11 protein-coding genes are annotated in these 12,828 nt (G+C 61.7%); 1 reads left to right on the forward strand and 10 read right to left on the reverse strand.

Translation table 11 applies throughout. The features are described 5' to 3' along the window. Window positions 1-518, reverse strand: a 518-nt coding sequence (locus ABI_RS25715; RefSeq protein ID WP_169313736.1) for an SEL1-like repeat protein, incomplete at its 3' end; no start/stop codon positions are given. An 874-nt stretch (window positions 519-1,392) separates the two neighbouring features. Beyond that, window positions 1,393-2,727: a guanine deaminase gene (guaD, locus tag ABI_RS14655; protein WP_006273813.1), complete on the reverse strand. Its 1,335-nt coding sequence runs from the start codon at window positions 2,725-2,727 to the stop codon at window positions 1,393-1,395. A gap of 138 nt (window positions 2,728-2,865) precedes the next feature. On the opposite strand from guaD, the gene ABI_RS14660 reads away from it, so the two are divergent. Then, entirely contained in the window at window positions 2,866-3,774 is a 909-nt protein-coding gene (locus ABI_RS14660) for a DUF2608 domain-containing protein (protein WP_157138909.1), read from the forward strand. A 146-nt stretch (window positions 3,775-3,920) separates the two neighbouring features. Here ABI_RS14660 and xdhC read toward each other — a convergent pair whose 3' ends face one another. From xdhC to puuE, 8 genes are all read right to left on the reverse strand, one after another. Beyond that, complete coding sequence (xdhC, locus tag ABI_RS14665; RefSeq protein ID WP_050808303.1) at window positions 3,921-4,826, reverse strand: xanthine dehydrogenase accessory protein XdhC; 906 nt, start codon at window positions 4,824-4,826, stop codon at window positions 3,921-3,923. Next, the gene (gene xdhB, locus ABI_RS14670; protein WP_006273816.1) at window positions 4,823-7,087 is read right to left on the reverse strand and encodes a xanthine dehydrogenase molybdopterin binding subunit; all 2,265 of its coding nucleotides are present in this window, start codon (window positions 7,085-7,087) and stop codon (window positions 4,823-4,825) included. Before xdhB ends, xdhC begins: the two co-directional genes overlap by 4 nt. Beyond that, entirely contained in the window at window positions 7,080-8,252 is a 1,173-nt protein-coding gene (xdhA, locus tag ABI_RS14675; protein ID WP_006273817.1) for a xanthine dehydrogenase small subunit, read from the reverse strand. The genes xdhB and xdhA overlap by 8 nt, the downstream gene beginning before the upstream one ends. Continuing rightward, window positions 8,231-8,518 carry a 2Fe-2S iron-sulfur cluster-binding protein gene (locus ABI_RS26695; RefSeq protein ID WP_374188348.1) on the reverse strand — a complete coding sequence of 96 codons (288 nt, stop codon included), beginning with the start codon at window positions 8,516-8,518 and terminating at the stop codon, window positions 8,231-8,233. The genes xdhA and ABI_RS26695 overlap by 22 nt, the downstream gene beginning before the upstream one ends. 151 nt (window positions 8,519-8,669) lie before the next feature. Further along, window positions 8,670-9,674, reverse strand: coding sequence for a LacI family DNA-binding transcriptional regulator (locus ABI_RS14680; RefSeq protein ID WP_040309300.1), 1,005 nt, complete (start codon window positions 9,672-9,674; stop codon window positions 8,670-8,672). Continuing rightward, window positions 9,674-10,003 (reverse strand): hydroxyisourate hydrolase, encoded by a 330-nt coding sequence (gene uraH, locus ABI_RS14685; RefSeq protein ID WP_006273819.1) that lies wholly within the window; start codon window positions 10,001-10,003, stop codon window positions 9,674-9,676. The genes ABI_RS14680 and uraH overlap by 1 nt, the downstream gene beginning before the upstream one ends. Next, the gene (gene uraD, locus ABI_RS14690; RefSeq protein WP_280959741.1) at window positions 10,000-11,916 is read right to left on the reverse strand and encodes a 2-oxo-4-hydroxy-4-carboxy-5-ureidoimidazoline decarboxylase; all 1,917 of its coding nucleotides are present in this window, start codon (window positions 11,914-11,916) and stop codon (window positions 10,000-10,002) included. Before uraD ends, uraH begins: the two co-directional genes overlap by 4 nt. Continuing rightward, complete coding sequence (gene puuE, locus ABI_RS14695) at window positions 11,906-12,799, reverse strand: allantoinase PuuE (protein WP_006273821.1); 894 nt, start codon at window positions 12,797-12,799, stop codon at window positions 11,906-11,908. Before puuE ends, uraD begins: the two co-directional genes overlap by 11 nt. Between the last annotated feature and the right edge of the window lie 29 nt (window positions 12,800-12,828).

Consider the following 12,828-nt stretch of genomic DNA (forward strand, 5'->3'; position numbering starts at 1 on the left):
GATCGTTTGCAGTTTTCCACTCCCCCTTCTTCACCAAGAATCACGCCCAAATTCAACAAAGATGGAAGATGCCCGTTTTTACCGGCTACGGTGAACCAATGTTCAGATTCCGGAGATTTTTTCTCCGCATCAAAATATAGAGCTAATGCTACGGCAGCTTCACCATCTCCCGCCTCCGCCATAGCGACATAATCTGAACGTACTTTGTCGTCTGACAGCAAAACAACAACGTCTTGCACTGCGGAAGCACTTGCCGCCACTTCCGTAGGTGTCGGATTTTTCACTTCACACGCCATTAGACACGAGATAGAGCTTACAAGGCAGAGCAAAAATGCAGAATTACCCCCTCTGGTATTTTTCGGAATTTCCTTCCCAATTGTCATTTTTCTTCCTTTCGTAGGAATTTTCACCCTGCGAACTTGTAAATAATGGGGTTTAAGAAAATTGCGGATAGGCGAGTGGACGCCGCAGACACGCGCCGCTCCGGTTAACGTCTTGAAACACTTGGCCGAGGGCATTTGAGCATATCGTTCGGTTGCGTTTTTGGTTCAGCATCGGCGCAAGCCATGACGGAATATCGCAGGTTATCGGGAGCGACGTCGTTAACGCCGTTGTCGACGACGCGGTTAAATGATTCCGATCCCTTTTCTTGTGTTGCCATAACAGCCATTTGGCAGAACGCTAGTCACGCCATATTTTATCGCAGACGACGTCTAGTCGGATAGCGCCCTTACTAAATACCTATATTCTTTTCCTAAATATTACCCCAACTGCATACATCATCCAAATTGCAAAGCTGAATAAAAATGACCTCCATGAACACTCTATTGCCAATATCAACAACACTTCGTGCGTCAATTCTATAGAGTCATTACTAACAATATAGCAGGACGCCAAAAACACTATAAAGAAAAGAGAAATAAATATTCCAATAAACTTTAACAGCTTGTCTTTGAGTTGCCCATTTTTCATCAGCAATGATCTCCGTGATTCACAGATTGACAGTCAGGTTTTGACGGCTCCTTATTGCCCGGCGCCGGTTGGGCAATATCCGACATGATCAGGTCGATCCCATCGACCCTACCCATGCCGTCACCGGCACTGCCTCCGGCCGAAAATCCGACCGCTTGGCAACAAAAGCAGCAGGACCAGTGATCCGGTCACGGCGACGGTATGCCGCCGGCGATGAAGGTGCCCGAAAACCAGCCGGCTGGCGGCATGCTCCAAAGCCGCGCGTACAGCCACACGCCCGGCCTCCAGCGAGGCGCGACCGCGCGTCAAAATGACAGAAAGCTCCCCCGGCATCACACATACTTCTGATTGCGAATAGAGCCACGCTTTCATCGCCAGTTCAAGGGGGAGGTGTTTGTTTTTGCGCCCGCGTCGTTCGGCCTACACCACCGCCCGGCCGGCCACCCAGACGCGCGTGATATTGGCCTTGTTCGCCGTGTACAGGATCTTCTGTAAACCGTCCTCGGTGCTGTCGTAACCGTCCATCAGGTTCAGACTGCCACCCCGCGCGTTCGGGTCGATCAGGATGGCGTCGAACTGGCGGCCAACTTCAAACGCCCCGACGGGCAGGTCCAGAACATCGGCACCGCCAAGGGTCGCCAGATAAAACGCCGTGCGCCAGTCGATGCGCGAATCGCGGATGCCGCGTTCGGGATAGTCCTTCTCACAGTCGACCCCGTCGTCCAGCAGCCGCGACGCAAACACCGCCGCCCGGATTGAGTCCGGCAGGAAGGACGACGGCCCGCCGGAAATATCCGAACCCAGCCCGACGCGGACGCCTTTTTCCAGAGCGCGTTTCAACGGGAACACGGCGTTGGAAAAATAGGCGTTGGACAGGGGGCAATGCGCAACGCCGGAACCGCGCGCCGCCAAGATCTCCATATTGCCCAGGCTCAGGAAATTGCCGTGCGCCAGAACCGTGTGCCGCGTCAGCAGGCCGAAGCGGTCCAGGCTGTCGGTATCGCTGCGGCCATGGCGCTGGAAGACATAGCGATGCTGCCAGTCGCTTTCCGAGGCGTGGGTCTGGATATGGCAGCGGCACGACCGTGCCAGCTCACCCAACCCGTCCAGGGCGGCATCGGTGCACGACGGGATAAAACGCGGTGTCACCACCGGCTTGATACGATCGTTGTTCAGTCCGCGGACATAGGCGATGAAGTCCTCCGTCCCCCGCAAGGCATCGTCGGTCGACTCGTCGCGGTAGATGTCCGGGCACTGCTCCGGATTGTCCATCACCACCTTGCCGATCAGGGCGCGCTGGCCCTTGTCGAGGCAGATATCAGCCAGCAGCCGCGTGGCCTCCTGGTGGATCGTGGCGAAATACAGCGCCGTGGTCGTGCCGTTGGACAGCAGGTCGTCGACCAGACCCGTGTAGGCAGTTTTGGCAAAGGCGAGATCGCTGTAGCGCGCTTCCAGCGGGAAGGTATGCTGTTGCAGCCAGACCTCGAGCGGGACGTGCAGCGCCTTGCCGATCTGCGGCCATTGCGGCGCATGGACATGCAGATCGCAGAACCCCGGCAGCACATAGGCACCGCGTGGCATGGACTCGACCGGGCCTTCGGTCATGGCACGGTTGTAACCGTCATCGGAGGGTCTGAGAACGGAAACGATGCGGCCGTCCTCGTCGACCGACACCAGGGTGTCTTCGAGACATTCGACCCGGCCCCGTTCCGGCGCGTGGCAGAAACGGCCGAGATAGCTGCGCGGCCTTTGCATCACGCGTCTCCTTTGGACATCACGTGATAAAAACCTGCTGCACTGCGATAATCAAGTGAAACGTTTCACAACCACGTCATAAATGACTTCATTTTTGCCGATCGTCTGATAGGTTCATCAGAAACTGAGGGATCAAGTGTGAGAAAAGCCATATGTTTACTGGGTCTGGCGGCCCTGATGATGACGGCGGCCCTGCCGGTCGAGGCCAAAAAGCGCGCCCGCACACCGCAGCAGCCCGTACCCGCCTATCTCTCCGTCACCGATCTGGCCCAGCCCGTCCAAGCCGCCCTGAAGGCCAAGTCCCGCGGCCGCAATGTCATCGTCGTCTTCGATATCGACAACACCTTGCTGACCATGCCGCAGGACCTAGGGGGCGACACCTGGTTCAACTGGCAGCGCAGCCTCGATGACAACGATGCTGCCTTCGACGCCCTGCTGCGCAACAATAGCCTGTTCCTTCAGGCCTCCGCCATGCAGCCGACCCAGGCCGACGCGGCCGCCCTGGTCAAACAGTTGCAGACCGCCGGCATCCCCGTCTATGCCTTAAGCGCGCGCGGCAGCTATCTGCGCGGTTCGACCGAGACGGCGCTGAAGGCCAGTGGCATCGACCTGACCAAGGCGCCGGAGTGCGGACCGCCGCTGTGTATCCGACGCGGCGATCTGCGCGACAAGGAGATCCGCTACGCTGCGCGGTGGGTGGGGCTGAAATTGCCGGCGGGGACCTATCGCGAGATCACCGTATCGGACGGCGTCATGCTGGTCTCGGGCCAGGACAAGGGCGTGATGCTGAACCTTTTGCTGCGCAGCCTGCCGGCGCGCTACAGCGACGTCTATTTCGTCGACGACACCTTCCACAATATTGAGAATGTGCAAAAGGCGGCGCCGTGGATCGGCCCCAAGGTCCATCCCTTCAGCTATGAGCGCTACTGGCCCGATGCCGAGGCCTTCATGCAAGATGCCCAGCGCCAGGCCAAAAGCGACGAGGACTTCGCGAAGATCAAGGCGTCCCTATGCGCCGCGGTCCGCGCCCATATCTGCTTACCGTAAAAGAGAGTCCACAGATTACACAGATTACACAGATTGAAGTCGCGTTGAACGCGGCCACTCGGCAGGACTTGTGTCTTGTTTTTTCGACGAGCTTTGCTCGTCAATCATAAGTTCAAATGGAACGCTGGCGCCCATGAAGAGCGCCGTTAAATCTGTGCAATCTGTGTAATCTGTGGACCTCTTGATTGCATAAGCAACTGCGCCACCACCGAGACGGCGATGACCTCCGGCGCCTTGCCGGTGATGCCGGCGATGCCGATCGGGCAGGTCAGCCGCGCCAGGGACGCCGCGTCGAAGCCGTCCTTGCTTAAGCGCGACAGGAAGCGGGCGCGCTTGGTCGCCGATCCGATCAGGCCGATAAACCGCGCCGATCCCCGTAAAGCGGCCGCCGTCAGACGATAGTCCAGGGCATGGTCATGGGTCAGGATCAGTACCAGCCCGTTGGCCTCCCGCGCCGCCTGTTCCATCGCGGCCGGCTCGTGTCCCTCACGGCTGTCCCGCCAATCCAGATCCAACGGCAAGCCCGGCAAGAGCTTCGCGATCGCCTGGCCGACATGACCCGCGCCGAACATCAGCAGGGGCAGACGCGACTCACCAACCGTCTCGGCAAAGCTGTCGCCGACCTTGGGGGCTGCCCCCCGGGCGGTGATCGCTCCGGCCTCGCCTTCCGCGCGCTCGACATGGCCGTCGAACAGCCGGGTTTCCAAATGGACCTCATGGCCATTGACCTTGCCCAGCCATTGCGACCGCACGGGATCCAGCCGTTCAACCATCAGCCGCACCCGTCCGCCGCAGCACTGCCCCAGCAGCGGCCCCAACGGATAGTCCTGGATACGCCACGTCCCCGGCGGATGGCTGAGCACGGCGCGCGCCTGATGAATGGCCTGATATTCGAGATTGCCGCCGCCGATCGTGCCGATCAAGCCATCCTGGGTCACCACCATCCGGGTCCCGGCCTCACGAGGCGCCGAGCCCTCGACCGCCAGCAGGCTGACCAGGGCGCACGGCGTCCCCGCCTCCAGCAGCTTTTTGCGCCTGTCCCGCCCAGTCAGCCATGACGCAAGGCCGCCAATATCCGCTCCGGCGTCGCCGGCGCATCCAGGGTGATCACCGGACGACCCGTCGCCTGCTGCACGGCATGCGTAAGGGCCGACAGCACCGATAGCGCCAGCATGAAGGGCGGCTCGCCTACCGCTTTCGAACGATGGATGGTCGGCTCGCGGTTCTCACCGGCCTGCCACAGATGCACGTTCATCACCTCGGGCCGGTCCGAGGCGCACGGGATCTTGTAGGTCGACGGCGCATGGGTCAGCAGCCGGCCCTTGTCATCCCACACCAGTTCTTCGGTCATCAACCAGCCCAAGCCCTGAACATAGGCGCCCTCGACCTGGCCCAGATCAAGCGCCGGATTGATCGACCGGCCGGCATCGTGCAGCAGGTCGGCCCGCACCACCCGCGACTCGCCGGTCAGGGTATCGATCACCACCTCCGACACCGCCGCGCCATAGGCAAAGTACAGGAACGGCCGGCCGGTATGGCTCTTGCGGTCGTAATGGATCTTCGGCGTCGCGTAGAACCCCGTCGCCGACAGCGACACCCGGCCCATATGCGCCATGCGACAGACATGACCAAAGTCGTAGACCTGATTACCCACCGTAACCTTGCCGTCTTTAAAGACAACATCACCCCCCAGGAACTCGACCAATCGTCCCCGCAAGGTCTGGGCCGCGTTCCACGCCGCCATGCCGTTGAGGTCGGTCCCCGAAGAGGCCGCCGTCGCCGAGGTGTTGGGCACCTTGTCGGTCCGGGTGGCGGTGATGCGCACCACGTCCAACCCGACCCCGAACACATCGGCGACGATCTGGGCGACCTTGGTATTGAGCCCCTGCCCCATCTCCGTGCCACCGTGGTTCAGCCCGATCGAACCGTCGGCATACAGATGTACCAACGCACCGGCCTGATTCAGATGCGTCGTGGTGAAGCTGATGCCGAACTTGACCGGCGTCAGGGCGATGCCGCGTTTCAGATACGGATGGGTCGCATTGAAAGATTCGATCGCCATCTTGCGCGCCGCATAGTTCGAGGATTCCAACAATTCGGATATTATGCAATCAGCGACGAAATCCGTTACCTCCATACCGTACGGCGTGCGGTCGCCGGGACGGTAAAAATTGACCTGACGCACACTCACCGCATCCCGCCCCAGATGCGCGGCGATGGCATCCATCACCCGCTCGATGGCCAGCATGCCCTGCGGCCCGCCGAACCCCCGAAACGCCGTGTTCGACACTGTATGAGTCTTATACCGATGCGAAACGATCTCGACATTGGGCAGATGGTAGCAGTTGTCGGCGTGGAACATGGCCCGGTCATTGATCGCCAAAGACAGGTCGGCCGAACAGCCGCAGCGCGAGGCCAGCTCCAACCGCAACGCACGTATCCGCCCGTCATCGTCAAAGGCGACGTCAAATTCTGCTTCAAAATCATGACGTTTGCCGGTCATGACCATGTCGTCGTCGCGGTCGGCGCGGAACTTGGCGGGCCGGCCTGTCTTGTCTGCCACCAGCGCCGCCGCCGCTGCAAACAGCGCCGCCTGGGTTTCCTTGCCGCCGAAACCGCCGCCCATGCGCCGGACCTCGACCGTCACATCGGCGCTCATAACAGGACGGTCTTGGCTATGCAGCATATGGGCGACCAGATGCTGGATCTCTGACGGATGCTGGGTCGAGCTGAGGATATGCATGGCTCCGCCTTCGCCGGGCGTAGCTATGGCAATCTGGCCTTCGAGGTAGAAATGGTCCTGCCCGCCCATCTCGACCTTGCCGGAAATCCGATGCGGGGCAGCGTCCAGCGCCGCCATGTCGCCGCGCACCATGACCTGGGCGGGTTCCAGGATCGACTGGGCGGCGCGGGCTTGCGCGATCGTCAGGATGGCCGGCAGGGGTTCATAGACGACCTCGCCAAGCTTCGCCGCCATGCGCGCCGCCTTGGCGGAATTTGCCGCCACCAGAAACACAGGCTGGCCGACGAAGATCACCTTCTCCGTGGCCAGAAGCTGGTCGTCGCCGAACACCGGCGCGACATTGTTGGCGCCGGGAATGTCCGCTGCGGTCAACACCGCCACCACGCCCGGCGCCGCGCGGACGGCATCGAGGTTGATAGACACGATGCGGGCATGGGCGTGGGGCGACTGCCCGAACGCGAGGTGCAGCAGGTTCTTCGGTTCCGGCACATCATCGGCATAGATGGCGGTGCCGGCGACATGGCGTTGCGCGCTGTCATGGGGAACGGAACTGTGGACGGCGTCAGGCATCGACCGGCCTCACATCCAAAACCGAAGCGCCATCAAACCATAGCTTTCGGACCAGATTGGCCGCCGAAACCAGTCGGTAATCGCTGGAACCCCGAACATCGCTGAGCGGTTGATAATCCTGGCTCAGCGCCTGCGCCGCCGCGTCCAGGGTCGCCTGAGACCAAGGCTGGCCGGTCAAGGCTGCTTCGCAGGCCTTAGCGCGTTTCGGCGTTCCGGCCATGCCGCCGAAGGCGATCCGCGCCGCCGTGACGATGCCGTCGGCGACTGTCACATGAAAGGCGCCGCACACCGCCGAGATATCGCTATCGAAGCGCTTGGACAGCTTGACCACGCGATAAATCCCCGTAGGACGCGGGACAAACACGCTCTCTACGAATTCGCCGGGCTGACGGTCCTGCTGGCCATAAGCGACGAAGAAATCTTCCAGCGGAATCGTCCGCCGCCCCTCTCCCCGGCGAAGGGTGACGGTCGCGTTGAGCGCAATCAGCGCCGGCGGCATGTCGCCGATCGGCGAGCCGTTGGCGATATTGCCGCCGATGGTGCCGGAGTTGCGCACCTGGACCGCGCCGATGCGCCGGACCAGTTCCCCCATTGATGGATGCAGCCGGGTCATAGCCTCAAGGGCATCGCTGTAGCGCGCACCCGCGCCCAGGGTCAGGCCTTCCGGTGTTTCGTAAATTTCCGACAGGTCGGCGATATCGCCGACATAGACGATATGGGCTAAGCTACGGTGCTGCTTGGTCACCCAAAGCCCGACATCGGTGGCACCGGCGACGATGCGCGCGTCGGGGCGTTCGGTCAGGATTTGCGCCAACTGGTCGGTGGTTTTGGGTGCGGTCCAGCCGGAAATTTCGAGCGGCTCGGGGTTTTGGATCGTATTCAGTTGGGCGGCGATGGTGGTGTTGTCAGATGGGTTGAAGGGGTTGGCCCTGGCGGCTTCGAGGATGGGGCCATAGCCGGTACAGCGGCACAGGTTGCCGGCAAGGACGTCCTTGGGATCGGTGTCGAATGTGCCTGTCGCCCCGAGGGTCCGGGCATAAAGCGACATGACGATGCCCGGCGTACAAAAGCCGCATTGCGAGCCATGCAGCTCGACCATGGCCTTTTGCACCGGGTGGTCCCCGCCGAGGGATTCGACCGTGATCAGGGCCTTTTCGTGAAGCATCGGCAGGAACAGGATGCAGGCATTGACGGCGCGGTAGCTGATGTAGCCCCCCTCACCCCTACCCTCTCCCCCAAGTGGGGAGAGGGAGAAAGGGCAAGTTCGGCTAAGACGACCGTGCAGGCGCCGCAATCGCCCTCGGCGCAGCCCTCCTTGGTGCCGGTGCGGCCGCGGTGATAGCGCAGCCAGTCCAGCACCGTCGCGGTCGGTTCGATATCGCGAAGTTCGATAACCTCGCCGTCCAGCAGAAAACGGAGAACCTGGCTCATGCGATCGCTCCGCAGGCATTCAGGGCGCGAGGAAATATTTGATTTTTATACTCCCCCGTATAACGCGGGAGTATAAAAAAAAGGGAACCGCGCGTCGGCGAGACGTGCGAATGCGACGGCCGCACCCAGGGAGAGTGAGGTTTTGCCTGGGTCATACGATCTTCACCATGCGGGGCGCAGCGGTGGAACCACGACGGATCAGTCCCGTCGCAAATACCTTGCCGTGGCTCGGCTCGCGCTGGTCGATACGGCGCATCAGGGCGTCGACAGCTTCCTGCGCCATGTCATCGATCGGCATTTCGATCGTGGTCAGCGGCACCGACGCCATCTGACCCCACGGCATGTCGCCGAACCCCACCACCGACACATCCTCCGGCACGCGCAGGCCCAGGGATTGGGCGTAACGGATGACCCCCAGGGCGATCAGGTCGGTGCCGGCAAACACCGCGGTGGCCTTGCCGGCCGCAATCGCCTTGGTTACTGAAGGTTCCAGATCCATGGAAAAGGCGTTGTTGACGCAAAAGGCCAGAGTGCCGGCGGATTTGATCGCCGCCACGGCGCCGCCGATACGCAGTTTTTGGCTTAGGATATCGCGCGGCCCCGCCACTACGCCGATACGGCTGTGACCCAGGCCAATCAAGTGTTCCGCCGCAAGCTCGCCGCCGCGGGCGTAGTCGGCCTGGATCGATTCTAACCCTGAAATGCTGCGGTCGATCAGGACGGTCGGGACCATGCGCGTCTGGGCCTCGACCGTGTTGACGTCGCGGATCGGGAACCAGACGATGCCGTCAACGCCGCGGTCGATCATACGTTTGAAGCCTTCGCGCTCCAAGGATTCCGACTCCTCCGTATCGGTGACGAAGACGCAATAGCCGGCCAGGCGGGCGGCGCGCATGACCGATTGCGCCAGGTGGGTAAAGAACGGGTTGGTGAAGTCTGGCACGACCAAGCCGATGGCGCCGGTTTTACCCGTCCGCACGGCACGGGCGCTCAGGTTGCGGCGATAACCCAGGCTCTCCGCCGTACGCAGGACGTGAGCGCGCACGGCGTCCCCCAACGATCCCGTACCGTTGATGGCGTAGGAGGCCGAGGCCAGCGACACATCGGCGGCGCGGGCGACATCCTTGAGGGTCACGCGTCTGGGCAGATCGTCCATCAGCTGCCCCGGTAGGTGGAATAGGCAAACGGCGAGACCAGCAGCGGCACATGGTAATGGCCATCGCCGCTGATGCCGAAATCGATCGATACAACGTCGAGAAACGGTGGATCTGGCAGGTCGACGCCGCGATGGCGGAAATAGGCCGCCACCTGGAATTCCAGCCGATAGACGCCGTTGTGCAGGACCAGCTCTTTCAGCCCCGGACAGCGGCCATCATCATCGGTGGCGCCTTCGAACAGCGGCAAGTTGCCGTGCAGCAGGCGGATTTTGACGCCGGTGGCGGGCGCGCCGTGCATGGTGTCCAAAACGTGTGTCGACAGGGTCATGAGGCGACTCCCGTAAATTCCGGCTCATCATAAGCGTAGTAGGCGGCGAGCTTCTCCGCGCTGACGTCACGGAACAGGTCGTCGGCGATGCCACTCGCCAGTTTCGGCAGGGCGTATTTCAGCCCCGACAGGGCCGAGGCCGACAGACCGCAACTGATCAGGGCCGAATAGTTGAAGGCATAAAGCCCGCGTAGTTGGGCCTCGGATTCGGGCGTGCGGCCGGTAAAGGCAAAGCCCGGCGACAGGTAGGGGTGGTTGTCGATCAGGTTGTTGCGGATGCCGCCGGACGCGGCATAGACATCCTTCCAGCGCCGGATACCGGCTTCGACCAGACGCAGTTCCGGACGCAAGGCCGGGTCGGTGATCAGACCGGTCGAGACGATCAGAAAGTCGAAGTCGTGCCGGCCCTGCGGCGTCGTGACGATGGCACCGTCGCCGGTGTGCTCGACCTTTTGCCACGGCGAACCGAGGTGGAGTTGAAAGCCCGGCATGGCGGCGGCGCGTGCGAAGGTGTCGTTGGTCGGCGGCTGGTTGCGCTGAAAGAAGGACGACATGACGGCGTATTTGTCGGCGTCCGACAATGCGGGAAACCGGGCGATGAAGCCCGCGGCTTCCATATGGCGGATAGGATTGACGGTCGGCAGCGATGGTCGCCGGACGAAGACGTGGGCTTCGGCAACACCTTCGGTGAGGGCGTGGTGAGCATTGTCGAACGCCGAGGCGCCACCGCCCAGAATCGCGATGCGCTTGCCTTGCAGGGCGCCGAAGTCGATGGCTTGTGAGGTGTGGGCGTAGAGATGCGGCGGCAAGGCATCGGCAATCATCGGCGGGACGTGCCATTCACCGCCACCCTGGATACCGGTGGCCAGGATGACCTTGCGAGCTATGAACGTCCGCGATCCAGTATGGACGACGTAGGCGCCGTCCCTGGGTTCGATCAGGCCGACCCGCGTTTCATTCTGCACCGGAATATTCAGGATCTCGCGATACCAGCGCAGATAGGCCATCCAGTCCCCGCGCGGGATCTTGTCGATCGCTTCCCAACCTTCGGAACCATGCTGCGCTTCCCAGAAAGCCCGAAAGGTGAGCGACGGCATGGCGAAATCGATCGCCGTCAGGTGCTTGGGTGTGCGCAGGGTGACCATGCGGGCATAGGTTTCCCAAGGCCCTTCGTAGCCTGCCGGATTTTCATCCAGCACCAGGACCTGGCTCACCCGTTCGCGCAACAAACCAAAGGCGGCGCCCAAACCCGACTGACCACCGCCGACGATGATGACGTCGTAGATGCCGTCGGATGGTTCCGCGAACGCTCCGATATTCAGGGTCGCCAGATCGTGGCGCACGCGGGCATTGAGGTCATTCAAGCTCAAGCATTTCGATGGGCTAACGCTTCGCTCCTTGAGCCCAAGAACGTCCTCCAGCCGCAGCCTGACGATCTTGCCGACCTCTGCCAGCGCCGTGGCCAACTCGATCTCACGGCTGTTGTCCAGGCGGCTCTCCATGGCGTCCAGGATACCCGTCTTGCCGCCGGCCAGACGCACAGCGATGATGAACGGAAAACCGAACCGGGCGTCATAAGCGCTGTTCAAAGCCTGGAAGCGCTCGAACTCGTCCGCTGTCAGTTGGTCCAACCCGGCCGAGGCCTGTTCCGAGGCGGACTCCTGAGTCAGGCCTGCGGCAATTGCGGCCTTGTCGGCCAATTTCGGGTGAGCCTGAAGTAAGGCCAACTTTTGTTCGGCGGTGGCGGTTTCCACGACCTTCAGCAAGGCGCCATGCATGGCCGCAGCATCTGCGAACGGACGCGCCTTGGCGGCTGCCGCAACGATCCATGGGCTGTGTTCGAACACGAAGCCGAACTGGGCGACAAAGGCGTTTTCGCTGAGGGCGTTCACTTCGTCCCAACTACCGCACATAAGCATGCACCTTCAGCCAGTGACAGGCGATGTCGATGCGCTTGGCGATCCAGGCGTCATGCTTTTGCACATGGTCGATAAAGCGCGCTACAGCGGCCGCCCGTGCCGGCCGTCCGGCGATCCGGCCGTGCAGCCCTACCGACATCATCCGGCCCCCTTCGGCATACAGTTGGTCGAAGGTGTCGCGCAGATAACGAAAGAAGGGCTCCCCATCTTCAAAGCCATTGAGGGCCACGAACTTCATATCATTGGCATCGAGGGTATAAGGCACGATCAGTTGCGGCGAGCCATGGCGGGTGTCGTAATAGGGCAGGTCATCAGCATAGGAATCGGCGTCATAGACAAACCCGCCCTCCTCGACGATCAGCCGTGCCGTATTGGGCGACGTCCGCCCCTGATACCAGCCGACCGGACGCTTTCCGGTGACGGTACGGTGCAGGTCGATGGCCTCGCGGATATGCAGCCGCTCGATGTCTTCGGCGATATGCTGATAGTCGATCCAGCGCAGGCCGTGGCTGGCGATTTCCCAGTCGGCGCTCAGCATGGCGTCGACCGCTTGGGGGTTGCGCGCCAGCGCCATGGCGACACCGAAAACGGTAACCGTCGCCTGACGCTCGGTGAAAATACGGTGCAATCGCCAGAAGCCGGCGCGCGAGCCGTATTCGTAAAGGCTTTCCATCGCCATGCTCCGCATACCGGCGTGCGGTTGCGCACTGACCATTTCCGACAGGAAGGCCTCAGAGCCGGGATCGCCATGCAGGATGGAATTCTCACCGCCTTCTTCGTAGTTGATAACAAACTGGACGGCGACACGCGCGCCATTGGGCCACTTGGGATCGGGCGGAGTCGGACCATAGCCGACTAGGTCACGCGGATAGGTCATGCGAGCCCTCCTCTCACCCCGATTACACC

This window comes from Asticcacaulis biprosthecium C19, from assembly GCF_000204015.1.
GTDB lineage: Bacteria > Pseudomonadota > Alphaproteobacteria > Caulobacterales > Caulobacteraceae > Asticcacaulis > Asticcacaulis biprosthecius.

Coding starts and splice junctions, on each gene's coding strand:
- xdhB (WP_006273816.1), bottom strand. CDS start 7,087: ATGCCTGACGCCGTCCACAGTTCCGTTCCCCATGACAGCGCGCAACGC.
- xdhA (WP_006273817.1), bottom strand. CDS start 8,252: ATGCTTCACGAAAAGGCCCTGATCACGGTCGAATCCCTCGGCGGGGAC.
- ABI_RS26695 (WP_374188348.1), bottom strand. CDS start 8,518: ATGAGCCAGGTTCTCCGTTTTCTGCTGGACGGCGAGGTTATCGAACTT.
- ABI_RS14680 (WP_040309300.1), bottom strand. CDS start 9,674: ATGGACGATCTGCCCAGACGCGTGACCCTCAAGGATGTCGCCCGCGCC.
- guaD (WP_006273813.1), bottom strand. CDS start 2,727: ATGCAAAGGCCGCGCAGCTATCTCGGCCGTTTCTGCCACGCGCCGGAA.
- uraD (WP_280959741.1), bottom strand. CDS start 11,916: ATGTGCGGTAGTTGGGACGAAGTGAACGCCCTCAGCGAAAACGCCTTT.
- uraH (WP_006273819.1), bottom strand. CDS start 10,003: ATGACCCTGTCGACACACGTTTTGGACACCATGCACGGCGCGCCCGCC.
- puuE (WP_006273821.1), bottom strand. CDS start 12,799: ATGACCTATCCGCGTGACCTAGTCGGCTATGGTCCGACTCCGCCCGAT.